The 15,601-nt window shown below is 66.2% G+C and carries 12 protein-coding genes; 5 read left to right on the top strand and 7 right to left on the bottom strand.

Going from position 1 to position 15,601, the window contains the following annotated elements:
* Positions 1 to 112 precede the first annotated feature (112 nt).
* Complete coding sequence (locus ACZK13_RS11440; protein ID WP_012511180.1) at positions 113 to 238, top strand: hypothetical protein; 126 nt, start codon at positions 113 to 115, stop codon at positions 236 to 238.
* A 168-nt stretch (positions 239 to 406) separates the two neighbouring features.
* A complete protein-coding gene (locus ACZK13_RS11435) occupies positions 407 to 3,091 on the top strand; it encodes a class III lanthionine synthetase LanKC N-terminal domain-containing protein (protein ID WP_253143212.1) in 2,685 nt (894 codons plus the stop codon).
* 67 nt (positions 3,092 to 3,158) lie between these two features.
* Here ACZK13_RS11435 and ACZK13_RS11430 read toward each other — a convergent pair whose 3' ends face one another.
* Entirely contained in the window at positions 3,159 to 5,405 is a 2,247-nt protein-coding gene (locus tag ACZK13_RS11430; protein WP_253143211.1) for a TonB-dependent receptor, read from the bottom strand.
* Positions 5,406 to 5,644: 239 nt separating this feature from the next.
* Between ACZK13_RS11430 and ACZK13_RS11425 the strand changes: the two genes are divergently transcribed.
* Both ACZK13_RS11425 and ACZK13_RS11420 read left to right on the top strand, forming a co-directional pair.
* Positions 5,645 to 6,229: a TetR/AcrR family transcriptional regulator gene (locus ACZK13_RS11425; protein ID WP_478444669.1), complete on the top strand. Its 585-nt coding sequence runs from the start codon at positions 5,645 to 5,647 to the stop codon at positions 6,227 to 6,229.
* Between the two features lie 77 nt (positions 6,230 to 6,306).
* The gene (locus ACZK13_RS11420) at positions 6,307 to 7,395 is read left to right on the top strand and encodes a DNA glycosylase AlkZ-like family protein (RefSeq protein ID WP_478444668.1); all 1,089 of its coding nucleotides are present in this window, start codon (positions 6,307 to 6,309) and stop codon (positions 7,393 to 7,395) included.
* 302 nt (positions 7,396 to 7,697) lie between these two features.
* Here ACZK13_RS11420 and ACZK13_RS11415 read toward each other — a convergent pair whose 3' ends face one another.
* The 5 genes from ACZK13_RS11415 to ACZK13_RS11395 all read right to left on the bottom strand — a co-directional run bounded on the left by ACZK13_RS11415 (position 7,698) and on the right by ACZK13_RS11395 (position 13,141).
* The gene (locus tag ACZK13_RS11415) at positions 7,698 to 7,976 is read right to left on the bottom strand and encodes a DUF3325 domain-containing protein (protein WP_478444667.1); all 279 of its coding nucleotides are present in this window, start codon (positions 7,974 to 7,976) and stop codon (positions 7,698 to 7,700) included.
* Positions 7,973 to 9,583, bottom strand: a complete 1,611-nt coding sequence (locus ACZK13_RS11410; RefSeq protein ID WP_478481662.1) for a PepSY-associated TM helix domain-containing protein — start codon at positions 9,581 to 9,583, stop codon at positions 7,973 to 7,975. The genes ACZK13_RS11415 and ACZK13_RS11410 overlap by 4 nt, the downstream gene beginning before the upstream one ends.
* Positions 9,580 to 9,879, bottom strand: coding sequence for a DUF3649 domain-containing protein (locus tag ACZK13_RS11405; RefSeq protein WP_197615915.1), 300 nt, complete (start codon positions 9,877 to 9,879; stop codon positions 9,580 to 9,582). The genes ACZK13_RS11410 and ACZK13_RS11405 overlap by 4 nt, the downstream gene beginning before the upstream one ends.
* A gap of 52 nt (positions 9,880 to 9,931) precedes the next feature.
* Positions 9,932 to 12,109, bottom strand: a complete 2,178-nt coding sequence (locus ACZK13_RS11400; protein ID WP_253143206.1) for a TonB-dependent receptor — start codon at positions 12,107 to 12,109, stop codon at positions 9,932 to 9,934.
* Between the two features lie 195 nt (positions 12,110 to 12,304).
* Positions 12,305 to 13,141 carry a siderophore-interacting protein gene (locus tag ACZK13_RS11395; protein WP_197615913.1) on the bottom strand — a complete coding sequence of 279 codons (837 nt, stop codon included), beginning with the start codon at positions 13,139 to 13,141 and terminating at the stop codon, positions 12,305 to 12,307.
* Positions 13,142 to 13,311: 170 nt separating this feature from the next.
* Between ACZK13_RS11395 and ACZK13_RS11390 the strand changes: the two genes are divergently transcribed.
* Positions 13,312 to 13,926, top strand: a complete 615-nt coding sequence (locus ACZK13_RS11390; protein ID WP_125894821.1) for a TetR/AcrR family transcriptional regulator — start codon at positions 13,312 to 13,314, stop codon at positions 13,924 to 13,926.
* 594 nt (positions 13,927 to 14,520) lie between these two features.
* Here ACZK13_RS11390 and ACZK13_RS11385 read toward each other — a convergent pair.
* Positions 14,521 to 15,447: an ABC transporter six-transmembrane domain-containing protein gene (locus tag ACZK13_RS11385; protein WP_006369083.1), complete on the bottom strand. Its 927-nt coding sequence runs from the start codon at positions 15,445 to 15,447 to the stop codon at positions 14,521 to 14,523.
* Positions 15,448 to 15,601 lie beyond the last annotated feature (154 nt).

Below are 15,601 nucleotides of genomic sequence, written 5' to 3'. Positions count from 1 at the left end.
CGTTTGACAGCAATTGGAGGGGCGCTTATAAGTTTCAAGCGGCGTTAATGAGGATCGATTATGACGCCGTGTTCAGCAGTGTTCATCTCCCAACAAAATAAGGAAGTGAAGAATGAACAACGTACTTGCCCTGCAGTCGCTGGAAATCGAGTCGCTGGAAGCTGAAGCTGAGTGTGTGGTCTGCCTGTCCTGGTACAGCTCGGGACTGGGCATCGATGAAGGCTCCGACAAGGCGTAAGCCACTGGGAGCCGGCCGATCCTGACTGCCACGGGGCACGGGCTGTCGCGTTGGAGGCAGGGTTTCGCGGCGCAGGAGTTTCTGCACCGTCCACCCGGGTGGGCGGTGCAGTTTGACTGCGGACCACGCGTACGGAGTGTATGTAACCGTTGGACAAGGAGGTTGGCAGTGAGTGACGTGACCGCGCGCCTGTACACGCTGGTTGACAGTGTGCATTTCGAGTCCCCGGATCGTTACGCACCCAGCGACGAGTACGGGGCGGTTGTCCGCAGCTGCCTGCCGTCTGGATGGGGAGTGCAACCGCGGGGGTTCTGGACCTTCTGCCGACCCCCGCAGGATGTTGCCCTTCCGCATGGGTGGAAGATCCATCTTTCCTGCATTCCGGAGAATGCCGAACAGACGTTGGCCGTGATGACACCGGTCGTCGTTGAAGCCGGTGTTTCCTTCAAGTTCTGTTCGGATCCCTTCATGCTTGGACTCTCGCTCGGAAAGGGATGGTCGCGTTTCCAGGCTGGAAAGTTCATCACGATCTATCCGCGGGACCGGCAACAGTTCCAGGAACTTCTCGAGCGCCTGTACCAGGTGACGCAAGGTCTTTCCGGGCCTCATGTCCTTACCGATCGCGCATACCGTGACAGCACTGTCGTCTACTACCGGTACGGGGCCCACGCGGGTGTTTCGCGGCCCGATCCCTACGGCAGCCTGCAGCAGGGCTACCTGCTGGCCGACGGTACCTGGCACGAGGATGTACGTGGTGCCGGTTTCCGGCTGCCGCCCGGGGTCGACGATCCATTCGTTGCCGCTGCCGCAGCGCCGACGCCGGCAGGCCCCATCGTTCTCAATGGCCGCTACCAGGTCCATGGTGTACTGAAATTCAACGGCACCGGTGGCATCTATCGTGGGCGCGATACCACGACCGGGCAGAAGGTGGTCATCCGGGAGGTGCGCGGCTTCTCGGATGCGGATGGCGCCGAGCTGGTCAATGGCATGGTCAATGGCATCAAGCGCGAGGCCAGAATTCTGCAGAAGCTGTCGGCAACCGGCCTGGTGCCGGTGTTCGTGGAACTGTTCAAGGAATGGAACAACTGGTTCCTGGTGCAGGAACAACTGGATGCGATCTCGCTGTGGGACAGTGCGATGGCGTTCTACTTCGCGGAGGACGAACAACGTGCCTGCGACGGATTCGAGCGTTTCCGCCGCAGAATCAGCCAGATCGCCGAGGCGTTGCAGGTGGTGCACGAGCATGGCGTGGTGCTGCGTGACCTGACCCGCAGCAACGTCATGTTCACCGCTGCCGGCGAGGTGAAGTTCATCGATCTGGAGTTCGCACACGAGATCGGCCACGACTCTCACTGGGCCAAGGGCTGGACACCCGGCTACGCGTCGCAGGAGCAGCTGCAGGCGCAGCGGCCGACCGTGCAGGAAGATCACCATGCATTGGGTGCGCTGATCTTCGACATGATCACCTTCTGTGCGTCCGGACTGGATCTGTCCCGTGACGCGCTGCTGGAGCACAAATTCAAGCAGGTGCTGGGCGATCTGGGTCTGCCGATGGATCTGCACGATATCGTGGTAGGACTGACGCATCAGGATCCCGGCCAGCGCTGGGACATTGGCCGTGCACTGCGGCACCTGCGTACGGCACCCTCTCCGCAGTCAGGCGTGTTGATGTTCCCGACACGGTCAGCGCTGCTCGCGGCACCGCCGGCCGCCGCGCAGACCGAAACGCGGATTGCGGCTGTGCTTGAAGGCTACGAGCGCTACCTTTCATCCACCTGTGACCTTTCGCGCGCCGACCGGCTGTGGCCTGCAGGGCTGCAGATGTTCATGACCAATCCGGTATCGCTCCAGTTCGGAGCGACCGGTGTTGCGTTCTTCCTGCTGCGCCGCACCGGCACGCTGGCCCCAGGGGTGCTTGACTGGATCGAGAATGCAGCCACACCGCAGCGCTGCCCCTCGGGGCTGTATTCCGGTCGTGGTGGTGTCGCATTGCTGCTGATCTGCGCGGGCCGGCACGAGGCGGCGCATCGCCTGCTGGATGAGGTCAATGAGGATGCATCTGCGCTCCTGCTGCCTGGGCTGTACTTTGGTGCAGCCGGAGTGGGACTGTTGAACCTGCACGCCTGGCAGGGCCTGGGCGATCCGACCCATCTTGCCGTGGCCGCGCGGATCGGTGACACGCTGCTGGCGGCTGGGCAACGCGCCCCACAGGGCCGCTACTGGAAAGCCGGCGACCGCACGGGCCTGGGGCTGGGAGACGGCCAAAGCGGCATCGCGCTGTTCCTGACCTATCTCGGCAAGGTGACCGGGGACAGACGTTACCTGGCGGCCGCGGCCGAGGCGTTGGATTTCGATATCGCCCATGGTCTTCGCATTGCAGGCAGACTGGTCTGGCCGACGCATGTTGAAGGCGCCGCCGGCGCGCCGGCGAGCCCGCACACCCGCTTTGGCTCGGCAGGCGTCGGAATGGCATGCCTGCGCCATTACGTCGCCACAGGCACCGAGCGGTTCCGTGATGTTGCGCTGGACTGCGCACATTCCGTGCGCCCGCGGATCACCAACAAGATCTGGCAGGACAGCGGCAATGCCGGGTTCGGCGAGTACCTGCTGGATCTGGCCTGCTTGCTGCAGGACGAGCGCTTCAGCAATGCGGCGTACTACCAAGCCGAGGCGATCCTGCCGCACGCACTCGACTGTGAGGGCGGTGTCGCATTCGCTGGACCGGCGCACTACCGGATCTGCAATGACTACGGCATGGGCGGCTCGGGGATCGGCATCTTCCTGGACCGTCTGCTCAGCCGTCGCAGTCGCTTTCTCATGCTGGACGAGTTGCTGGGCGTTCGCGCCTGTTGAAGCGCCGGGTTCCAGCAGCTGGCCCGGCGTTCGCCGGGCCAGACTGTCATGGAGTCATCGTGAACCGTCAGAAATCCATCGTGGCCGACAACAGCACCGTCCTCGGTGCACCCAGCGCCAGGCTGGACAACAACGGCATGCCCCAATACGCCTTGTTGGCCACGTTGTTCACGCTCGCTCTCAGGGCAAGCGGTCGTCCGGCCACCGTGGTGCTGTAGCGCGCACCCACATCAAACAGCGTGCGCCCCGGCACCGACAGACTGTTGTCGGCACTGATGTACTGTTTCGACATCGCGGTGGCATTGCCGGTCAGGGTCAAGCCCTCCAGCGCCGGCACATCCCATTCAACGCCCAGCTTCGCCTGGCGTTGCGCAACGGCGGTAGCATTGCGGCCTTCGTTCACACCACCGGCCGTGCGGGTCAGCTTGGGCTGCACGTAGGCCACGCCACCCAGCAGGCGCACGCCATCCAGTGGTGAGCCGAAGAAGCCCCATTCCACGCCACGGTTCCGCTGTTCGCCACCGAACGAGAAGATATTCGTAACCGGGTCGGTGTAGCTGCTTGGGCGCTTGATCTCGTACACGCTGAAGGTGTGCGCGAAGCTGCCCAGGTCCAGTTTCAGGCCCAGCTCCTTCTGCTTGGTGCGGAATGGTGCGAACACATCGCCGGCATTGGCGGCGGTCATCGGCGCGGTGGCGCCCTGGCTTAGGCCTTCGATGTAGTTGGTGTAGATCGAAAGCGTATCGGTGGCCTTCACCAGCAACGCGGCGGCAGGGGTGGTGGCGCTCTCGTCATAGCGTGAGGTGCGTACGCCACTAGCCACGTTGAAAGTTTCGCTGACCACCTGCTGCCGACGCACGCCTACGGTCAGCTGCACGCGGTCATCGGCGAAGGACAAGGTGTCGGCGAAGCCGATGCTGTCCAGCTGCAGCTCGGTGTGCGAGATGTGCGGGGCCACGAACGGCGCGGCCGGCCCCCACACCGGGTGGTACAGGTTGGTGGTCCAGTCCCAGCCCGGCACGCTGCGGCGGCCGTAGTCGTTCTGGGTGTGCTGGTAGTGGGTCACGTTGGCGGCCCATTGGTGGCCGACGCTGCCGGTACGGAAGCTGCCGCCCAGGCCGGCATCACCTGACTGCTTCTTGATGTCGAACGCCAGCTGGCCGATCACGGTAGTGAAGTCACCGGCCGGGTTGAGTATCTGCGCGCTGATCGAGCCGTTGTAGCGGTAGTCGGTCTTGCTGGTGCCGTAGGCCAGGTAGGCCATCAGGTGTTCGTTGATGTCCAGCTCGCCACGCAGCATCGCGCCCTTGTCCTGGCTGTCCACGTAGGCCCAATCCGGGTTGATCAGGGTGTCGCCACGCGGCGGCCGCGGAATTGCCACGCCCGGTGCCAGGCCGACACCACGGGCTGGGCCATCGACGCGGTCGTCGGCGCTGTACAGATCGGCGGACAGGCGGGCGCGCTCGCCGCGCCAATCCAGCGCCAGCGAGCCTAGCTGCACCTTCTTGCTCTGCTTGCCCACTGCACCGTCGCCATCACGGTAAGCGCCGTTGAAGCGGATGCCGAACTGCTTGTCGGCGCCCAGACGGCGGCCTACATCCACATGGGTGCCGAACTGCGCATCGGAGGCGAAGTTGGCGCTGATCCGCAGCAACGGCTGCTCACCGGCACGCTTGGGTACCAGGTTGACGCTGCCACCAACCGAGCCGCCCGGCGGCATGCCGTTGAGCAGGGCGGACGGGCCCTTCAAGACCTCGATGCGCTCGAACATTTCCGGCGAGGTGCGGTAGTAAGGTGCCATGCCGCTGAGGCCGTTGAACGTGGTGTCGCTGGTGCTGGAAGCGAAGCCGCGGATGGCGTAGTTCTCGCTCCAGGAACCGGTGACGCCGTTGCTGAACACCGTGGGGTCGGTGGCGGCGATGACGTCGGTGAGGTCCTTGGCCTGGCGGTCGCGGATGAAGGCTTCGGTGTAGCTAACGGTACTGAACGGCGTGTCCATGAAGTCCTTGTCGCCGAGCAGGCCGACACGGCTGCCGGAGGCTACCTGTCCGCCGGCATAGTCACCGGTCACCCGGCGCTGTTCCTGCACTTGCACCGAGGGCAGGGTGGACGGCGCCGATTCGGCCAGCGCGGCAAACGATGCCAGCAGGCCCAGTGCCAGGGCCGACATCCGGATGCCCAGCGCCTGCGTCTGGCCGCTACGCGCATTGGGGGTGCTCTGGTAGCGCCGGGCCATGCCCGGCGGGAGCATCAACACGCGGGTCGGATCAGCAGCTGCGCGTAGCAGCGGAGAGGGAAGGTCGTACACGGTCATGCCAGATTCCTGTGAATCGCAGGTGCGAACGCGCCTGGCGCGCTGCCATCGGCAAGCACGGGAGAGGGCGCAGCGCAGGGTTGTCGGCTGGGTGGGGACCTGGCGGGAAGTGAGCCATGGGCTCGATCGCGGACGGCGGCGGTGTTGCGAACCACACGCATTCCGAATTAGTTGAGTAAATTAAACTAAACCATATGAAGCGGACAAGAGGGTCCCTTTGCTGGCACCCTCGCTACGGTATGAACATGCACCCTGAAACCCCGGCGTCGGCCCGTGGCCGTCCGCCCACCATCACCCCTGATCGTCTGGCCGACATCGGCATCAAGCTGGGCCTGCCGAACCTGACCATGGCCAACGTGGCCGCCGAGCTGGCGGTGACCCAGGCCGCGGTCTACAAGCGCGTGGCCAATCTGGAGGCCTTGAAGCGGCTGGTGGCCGACACGGTGTTCCAGCGCTGGCAGATTCCGCGAGCGTCGGCCGATGCACCGGGCGGTCTGCAGGCTTACCTGCTGGGGTTCGTGGATTCGCTGTGCGAAGTGGTGAAAGCGCACCCCGGGCTGCCGCCGTACCTGCTGCGTCGTTCGGTGGCGACCACGCCGATGCTGGAGAAGATCGCCTCGCACCAGGCCCATGTGGCCGAGGTGTTCGGCCTGCCGCTGGACAAGGCGCGCTGGCTGCTGGCCACGATCGCGTTCTACTGCATTGCCGGTGCGAATACGGTCTACGGGATTGCCGACGACGAAGAGGGCCAGGTGATCACCGAGTTCAAGCAGGGCATGCGTGCGCTGGTGATCGGTTCGCTGGAGGTGTTGGAACTTCGGTAGATCCACGCCATGCGTGGATGCCGTTGCACGGCTCCCCACGGCCCCATCCACGCATGGCGTGGATCTACAATGCAGCCATGCCTGCCACACCCACCCTCGATGATCTGCGCCGCTACGCGGTGGCGCGCACGCTGTTCAAACCCACCACGCTGCTGACCGCGATCCGTCGCCTGGGCTTCGTGCAGGCCGATCCGATCCGTGCGCCCGCGCGTGCGCAGGACCTGACCCTGCGCCATCGGGTGAAGGACTACCGTGCCGGTGATCTGGAGCGGCGTTATGCGCGCCTGCCAGTGGAAGAGGATTGCCTGGTGAACTACGGCTTCCTGCCGCGCGAACATCTGGCGCTGATGCACCCGCGCGTGTCCAAGCGCGAATGGGATGCCGAAACCCAGCGCCGCGCGGCGGACGTACTGGCCTTCGTGCGCGAGCGTGGCAGCGTGCATCCGCGTGAGGTCGACCAGGCGTTCGCGCATGGTCGGGTGACCAACTACTGGGGCGGCACCAGCAATGCCAGCACGCACCTGCTGGAGGGCATGCACTACCGCGGGCTGTTGCGGGTGAAGCGGCGCGACAGCGGCACCCGCATCTATGCGGTTGCCGACCACGCCGAGGCGGATGCCAGCGAGCAGGCGCAGATCGAACGCGCCGCCGCCCTGATCGACCTGGTGGTACGCAAGTACGCGCCGCTGCCATCGGCCAGCCTGACCTACCTGGTGCGCCTGCTGGGCTACGGCGCGCCACATCTGGCCGAGCAGACCCGGCAGGCGTTGAAGCTGGCCAAGCAACAGCTGGCCAGCTGCACGCTGGACGGCACCACCTGGTACTGGCCGGCCGACGAAAACCCGCGCTCGCGCCGGCATGTGCCGGACGATCAGGTGCGCCTGCTGGCCCCGTTCGACCCGGTGGTGTGGGACCGCCGCCGCTTCGAGCTGCTGTGGGGCTGGGTCTACAAGTTCGAGGCCTACACGCCTGCGCCGAAGCGCCAGTACGGCTACTACGCGCTGCCGGTGCTGTGGCACGACCAGGTGGTGGGCTGGGCCAATCTCAGCGTACGCGACGGTGAACTGGCGTCCAGCGTGGGCTACGCCGGCAAGTCACTGGCCCGCGACAAGGTGTTTCGCGGCGCGCTTGAAGACGAACTGCAGCGCATGGCGGAGTTCCTGTAGCGCCGAGCGGCGCATGGGTGCCTATCGCTCCCGGTGCCCACCAAGGTGGGCATCTACCAAAGCAACGCCGCGCAGGCCCGGTAGTCGCCAACCTTGGTTGGCGCTGGCTTCCATCGGTGCCCACCAAGGTGGGCATCTACCAGAGCAACGCTCCTAAGGCCCGGTAGTCGCCAACCTTGGTTGGCGCTGGCTTCCATCGGCGCCCACCAAGGTGGGCATCTACCGAAGCAACGCTCCTAAGGCCCGGTAGTCGCCAACCTTGGTTGGCGCCGTGGTGTATCGGTGCCCACCAAGGTGGGCATCTACCGATTCCACCGCCCATGCGCCACCATCACCAACACCACCACGCCCGCGGCAACGCTGGTGTGACCGGACAGCGCAGCCAGACCAGAACCCACGCCCAACCCGCGCATGGCAAACACGGTGCTGAACACCAGCAGCGCCCAACCTATGGCCCGCAGCTGCTGGGTTGCCTGCGCGCTCAACGCACGACGCAACACGTCCCGCTGATGGCGCTCCATCGCCAGTGCCAGGCAGGCGAACGCGGCCAGCGACAACACGAACAGAATGACGTGGATCATGCACTGGCCTCCGGTGCCGCAGTGCGTGGCGCGGCAGACGGCCGTGCACGCTTCACCTTCGGCGCATGCCGCCAGGTGCGCCACGCCAGCAGCGTGTGCAGGGCGGCCAATGCCAGTAGGGTCAGGTCGGTGCCAGCGAATGCCCAGTCGCCCGCGGCCAGCGTGCGCCACAGCGGATGCAGCGTGGTCACCGCAGTCAGCACCGGCAGCAGCGCCAGCAGCAACGCCGCCAGCAGGAACTGTTCGATCCATGCACGCTTCGGTGTGCGCAGCGTGGCGTGCACGAACATGGCCGCCCAGGTCAGGAAGAACACATGCACCTCCCACGCCGCGCGCCCGTCCATGGTGATGGGCAGCAGGCGGTTGGCCCATAGATAGGCCGCCATCGCCACCGACAAGCCGGCGACGGTGGCGATGTTGAGACGCTCGACCAGGCGGAAGCCGAAGTAGGGGCGCTGCGGATCAGGCAGCTGCGCGCGGCGCTTGACCGTCCATAGCACCAGCCCGGTGCCGACCATGGCGGTGCCGGCCAGGCTGACGATGAAGTACAGCCAGCGCAGGGCGGCATCGGCGAAGCGGCCCAGGTGCAGGCCATACAGCACGCCCTGGGTATCGGCGGCAACGCCCGAGTGTTCCTTGATCTGCAGCAGCTGCCCACCGCTGCCGTCGAACAGCAGATAGTTCGGGGTGGTCGAAACACGGCTGGACTGCGCACGCACCACGGCCACGCGTGCGTTCTCGTCGCCGGGATTCTGCACCTGCACGCTGCCCACCGCGCCGGCTCCCCAGCGCTGCTCGGCCTGCTGCACCAGTGCACCGACGTTGGTGAGCGGAGCAGGGTGGCCGGCGGCCTTCTGCGGTGGCAGGAACAGGCGCATCTCGCTGACGACCTCGGCCTGCTGGCGCTTGTCCGGCAGCTTGGCCAGGCCCCACGGCATGTACAGTACCGCCAGCATCACCAGGCCGCTCCAGGTGATCATGAAGTGGAACGGCAGGCCGAGTACCGACAGCGCCGCATGCCCATCCAGCCATGAGCGCTGGCCCTTGCCCCAACGGAAGGTGAAGAAGTCGGCGAAGATCTTCTTGTGGGTGATCACGCCGCTGACGATCGCCACCAGCATGAACATCGCGCACAGGCCGACGATCCAGCGACCCCACATGGCTGGCATGTAGTGCAGATTGAAATGGAAGGCGTAGAAGAAGTCACCGCCGCCGGTGTCACGTGCCTGCAGCGGTGCACCGGTGCTGGCGTCGAACAGGCCCGAGTCGAAGCCATGCCGGCCACGCCCGCCCGGGCTGGCCCACATCGCCGACACCCACGGCATGCGCGTGCTCGGCAGGCTGAGGTTGATCTGGCTGGCCGCAGGCGTGTCGGCCATGATCGCCGTGACGGTACGCTGCGCAACCACAGCGGCGTCCGGCAACACGGACGGTGTGGCGATTTCCGGGCGGGTGTAGCGCGAGAGCTCGTCGCGGAAGTAGCTGGCGGTGCCGGTGAGGAACATCGCGTACAGGATCCATCCGGCCAGCAGCCCCACCCAGATATGCAGGTCGGACATGGTCTGGCGGATGCCGCGTGGCTTCGGAGTGCGATCGACCTTGCTCATGCAGCGCCTCCGTTGCCGACCGTCTGTGCGATCAACCACAAGGGCAACGCCGCGACGATCAGGCCCAGCCACGCACGCCACGCCGAGCGCACCGCGAACACCCAGACCACGGCGCCGGCGTACAACAGGAAGCTGGCCAGCATGCCGGTGAACACGGCCTGGCGACCATCAATGGGCAGCGTCAGTGCGGCGATGCTGCACAGCGCGGCCAGCACATAGCCGCCGAACAACGCGGCGATGATGCGTGAGACCAGGGGCAGCCAGGTCAGCACGGAGGCGGTACGGGAAACGGTCAAAGCACTTCTCCAGGGCACCACGCGCAATGGCGCGGCGCCCTTGAAACGAGGATCAGAAATCGATGGTGGCCGACAGCAGGGCGGTGCGTGGCGTACCCAGCCCCGAGCCGAGGCTGCCCGCCCAGTACGCCTTGTTGGTCACGTTCTGCACGGTGGCACGCAGTACCAGCGGATGGCCGGCCGCTTGCGTCGCATAGCGGGCACCGAGATCGAACACGGTGCGGCCCGCCACCCACTGGCTGTTGTCAGCAGTGATGTAGCCCTTGGACAGGCTGACCGCGTTGCCGGTGAGGGTGAGGCCGGCCACGGTCGGCACGTCCCATTCGACGCCGAGCTTGCCCTGCCATTGCGGTGTGGCCGTCGCCAACCGACCTTCGTTGACGCCGCCCTGGGTACGGGTCAGCTTCGGCTGCAGCCAGCCGATGCCACCGAGCACGCGCAGCTGTTCGGTGGCCTGGCCGAACACGGTCCATTCCACGCCCCGGTTGCGTTGCTGGCCTCCGAACGAGAACACGTTGGTCGCCGGGTCGGTGTAGGAGCTGGGCTTTTCGATCTCGTACACGCTCAATGCGCTGGCCAAGCGGCCGAAGTCGAACTTGGCACCGACCTCGCGCTGGCGGGTCTTGAACGGCGGGAACACGTCGCCCGCGTTGGCGGCGGTTGCCGGGGCGGTGCTGCCCTGGCTCAGGCCTTCGATGTAATTGGCATACAGTGACAGGCGGTCGCTGGCCTTGAACAGCAGTGCACCGGCCGGGGTGTTGGCGCTGGCGTCGTAGCGTGCGGTGCGCTTGCCTGTGCCGCCATCGAAGGTATCGCTGAGCACGGTCTGGTGACGGATGCCCAGGGTCAGCTGCACACGATCATCGATGAAGGACAGCGTATCGGCGATGCCGAAGCTGGTGGTGCGCACTTCCGCGGTCTTCGGCAGCGACGCATCACTGAAGCTGCGGTCGATGGCAGGGCCCCACTGCGGGGTGTAGATATTGGTTACCCAATCGCGGGCCAGCAGGTTGCGCTTGAAGCCGAACTTCTGGTCGTGCTGGTACCAGGCTGCACTGATCGCCAGCGCGTGATCGACCGCGCCGGTGCGGAAACGCGCCGACAATCCGGCTTCGGTGGTGTCCTTGCTGTAGATGAAGCGTTGGTGGGCGAAGTTGTTGCGGAAGTCGCCGGCGGTGTTGGTGATCAGCGTGGTGGCACTGGCGATGGAGTCGAAATCGGTATGGCCGTGGCCGTAGCTGGCATGCGCCTGCAGGTAGTCATTGATGTCGAACGACCAGCGCAGTGCGGCGGCCTGGTCCTTGACGGTGCTGAAGGTCCAGTCCGGTGCAAACAGGGTGCTGGCTTTCGGCGGGCGGGGCACGGCCAGGCCGGGCGCCAGCGAGGCGCCACGGTTGAGGCCATCCACATGGTCGCGGCTGCTGAACAGGTCCAGCGACACCTGCGAGCGCTCACCACGCCAGTCCAGGCCGAGCGATGCGAGCTGCGTCTTGTGCTGCTGGTGGTCGGTGGCGGTGTCGCCGTCGCGATGCACGGCATTGAGGCGTACGCCGAACTGCTTGTCCGCGCCGAAGCGGCGGCCGACATCCAGGTGACCGCCCCACTGCGCGTCGCTGCCGTAGCTGGCGGTGAAGCGGGTCAGCGGCGTGTCGCCTGCACGCTTGGGTACCACGTTAACCGCACCGCCCACCGAGCCACCGGGCGGCATGCCGTTGAGCAGCGCGGACGGGCCCTTCAGCACTTCGATGCTCTCGGCCAGTTCGGGAGTGACGCGGTAGTAGGGGATCAGCCCGTACAGGCCACCAAAGCCGATATCCGACGAGGCGACACCGAAACCGCGGACGTTGAAGTAGTCGGTGATGCCACCGCTGGAGCCACTGCTGTAGACGCTGGGGTCGGTCAGTGCGATGACCCGCACCAGGTCCGGCGCCTGGATGTTGTCGATGAAGTCGGCGGTGTAGCGGGTGGTGTTGAACGGCGTGTCCATGAAGTCGAGCTCGCCGAGCAGGCCGACGCCGCTGCCGCGCGTGACCTGGCCGCCGGCGTAGGTATCGGTGGGTGCGGTCTTGTCGGCGCGCACGTTCACGGTGGGCAACTGGCGGGCGCCATCGGGTGCATCGTTGGCGTGTGCGGCGGTGGCGATCAGCAGGGTGGGCAGCAACGCCGCACGGGCGGCCAGGGACAGCGCCGAGCGGCGTGGGAGGGGCAGGGTTCGCAGGGGGAGGGACATGGCGGTTCTCGTGTGGTGGGTCGTGCGATCGGCCAGCACGGCGCCGTCTGTGACCTGCAGGGGCAGGACGACGCGGGCTGTGGAATGGCTGGCAGAGGGCACGGCACTGCCGCTGTGGCAGTGCTGCACGCGAGGTGCGTGGGCGATCTGTGGCTGGGTGGAACGAAGCGCGGGGCGCGGATACTGCGGGGTGGATCAGATATCGTCGGCGAGGTCGTCGAGGTCCTGCAGGCCACCGCCGCGTGCCAGCACGCGCTCGTAGTTGCGGCGGCGACGCTGGTCGGTCTCGGTGGTGGTCTCGCCACGTTTCCAGTAGCCGGCCACGGCAACGTCGGCGCGTGGCAGGCCGACCGTTTCGATGAAGTGGCGGCGCAGGGCACGCATTTCCTCGCGCTCGCCGGCCGCCCAGACCGTGCTGCCGGGTTCCGGCCGCAGTTGGCGCGCCTGCTGCAGCAACGGCACGTCACCGGTGGCGAGGCGGAGCACGCGGACACCTTCAATGGCGGGCAGTTCGTCTACCGGGAATGCATCATCCGAGGCGATCCAGGCCTCTGCGCGCAGGTCGGCCGGCCACTGCTGCAGCAATGCAAACAGGGCAGGGATGGCGCTTGGGTCGGCGAACAGGAGGGCGCAGGTGCCCTCGCGCTGCGGTACCTGCAGATGGTGGCGCGGTCCGGTCAGATCGAAGGCATCACCGGGGCGCAGCGCACGTACCCAGGCCAGCATCGGCCCCGGCGCCTCGTGCAGCACTACGTCCAGGGTGAACTGGCGGGTGTTGGGATCGAGGCTGCGCACGGTGTAGATCCGTGACACATCGCCGAACGTGGCGCCGAGCTGGATGCGCACGGCGGTGTTGGCACGCTGCCAGGGCGCGAGTTCTGCATGTTCCGGCAGCTGGACCACGAGGCGCAGCAGGCTGGCGCACGGCTGTGCAACCGCGACCACCTGGACCTGCAGCGCCTGCAGGCCGCGATCATGGTCGGCGCCGCGCAGCGGCCCGGCCGGGGTGATTGAAGTGGGGGACGCGGACATCGACAACGATCCTGGACACTGCAAATGCGAATTAGTTACATCATAGTAAACTAAATTGATCGTGCCGCAACCGGGGCCTGTCCACGGACCGCAGCGACGCGTTGACCACGGCGTCGCTGCGGACCACCATGACGGCCCTTGCCCGCGCACCGCGCAGGAACCGTTACCGCATGGCTGCACCGAAAAAGACCGCTGCCCGTGGGCGACCGCCCACCATCACCCGCGAGCGCATCGCCGACGCCGGCATTGCCATGACGCTGCCGGGGCTGAGCTTCGTGGGCGTGGCGGCGGCGTTGGGGGTCAGCCACATCGCGCTGTACAAGCATGTGGCGAATCTGGCGGCACTGCGCGAGCTGGTGGCCGAGGCGATCTTCGAGCGTTGGCAGGCACCGGCACTGGATGCCGCTGGCCGGCGCAGCATCGAGGAGGATCTGCGTGCGTTCCAACGTTCACTGCGGACGCTGGTGGACGGGAATCCGGGCCTGGCGCCGTTCCTGGTCAGCCACGGCGCGAAGACACCGGAGATGCTGGCGCGCATCCAGCGCCACCATGCCGAATTCAGCCGCGTGCATGATCTGCCGCTCGAGCAGGCGGCGTGGCTGCTGTCGACCGTGGCCTATCACGCCGTGGCGTTGGCCGACACCGTGTACTCACGCCATGCGGTGGTGGATACCACGCGACGCCCGCTGGATCGGAAGGCGCAGGAGGCCGAGTTCGACCGCAGCATGGAAGCGTTGATCATCGGTGCATTGGCGATGTGCGGGCGCACGGCAGGCGCGAGGTAACCGCCAATCCTGGTTGGCACCGTTGCCCCGGTAGTCGCCAACCTTGGTTGGCGCCGCGATACATCGTTGCCCACCAAGGTGGGCATCTACCGGTCAAGCGGCATCCTTGCGCTCCGCATCTTCCATGCCCGGGCTGATGCGGCGGCCGATGTCCTTCGGCGAGGTAACCGCCAATCCTGGTTGGCACCGTTGCCCCGGTAGTCGCCAACCTTGGTTGGCGCCGCGATACATCGTTGCCCACCAAGGTGGGCATCTACCGGTCACGCGGCGTCCTTGCGCTCCGCATCCTCCATGCCGGGGCTGACGCGGCGGCCGATGTCCTTCCGCGAGGTAACCGCCAATCCTGGTTGGCACCGTTGCCCCGGTAGTCGCCAACCTTGGTTGGCGCCGCGATGTGTCGGTGCCCACCAAGGTGGGCATCTACCGGTCAAGCGACATCCTTGCGCTCCGCATCTTCCATGCCCGGGCTGACGCGGCGGCCGATGTCCTTCCGCGAGGTAACCGCAAATCCTGGTTGGCACCGTTGCCCCGGTAGTCGCCAACCTTGGTTGGCGCCGCGATACATCGTTGCCCACCAAGGTGGGCATCTACCGGTCAAGCGGCGTCCTTGTGCTCCGCATCTTCCATGCCGGGGCTGACGCGGCGGCCGATGTCCTTCAACCGCGCCAGCTGATCCACCATCGACGGTGCATCATCCAGGCTGCCGACGAACGTCCACAGATAGGTCATCACTGCATACACATGGCCCGGGGTAACCCCATCGGTGGTGGCGAGACGGCCGATGGTGAGCGCGAACAGTACCGCTGCCGCTGCGCCAACGACCACGAAGGCACCCGCTTCGCGATCGGAGAGCAGGATGCGCAGCCGCGACAGCGTGGTGTAGTGGCGACGCAACACCGAGGGGCTGACCCGGTCAACCAGTCGGATTTCATGTTCCAGCCGGTTGTTCAGCCGCCCATGCAGCTGCTCGTTGCGGCGTGCGAACGACGGCATCAGCAACACTGCGCCAAGCAGCGCGATCAGGCTCGCTGCGCCCACCAGCGGTTCGATCACCAGCAGCATCACCGCCGCACCGAACATCGATACCAGCGCGGTGGCGATGATCGGCACGTGCTTCTCGAAGAAGTCGACGAACTCGCGGGCCAGCACCACGCGTGCGGCCGAGGTGGAGGTGGCGTGGCCCAGCCTGCGCTGTGCCTGTACCACATTCACCGCCAGGTCGGCATAGATGCGGGTGAAGGTACGGGTATCGACCGCACGGCGGGCGGCACCGACCAGCCAGAACAACAGCACCACGCCGGCGTAGGAGATGGCGTGGCCGATGTCGCCGCGGATGATCGCGTCCACCGCGAAGCCGGCAAACAGCGGATACGCCAGCAGCAGCGCGTTCTCCAGCGCCACCAGCGAGAACGTGCCGGTGAGCTGCCACGGGTAGGTGCGCAGGATGGCCTTGAGGGTGGCGGCCGCGTTCTGTTGGCCGATGCTGCCGGCGGCGGCCGCCGGATCGTGTGGGGGTTTCATGCGGGTGCCTGGGTGGGTCGGAGTCAGGGCAGGGGACGGATGCCTGCCATCTCCCGGATCGCGCCCAGTATCTGCAACCCTTTGGAGAAGGCATGGAGGGACGATGGAGATTGCGTGGAGAAACCGGCGCCGTTCAGCGATGCAAATGCCCACC

This window comes from Stenotrophomonas sp. 99219_Sma (assembly GCF_056480785.1).
Note: the sequence above shows the minus strand (reverse complement) of the source record. Positions and strands in the feature narration are given on the sequence as shown.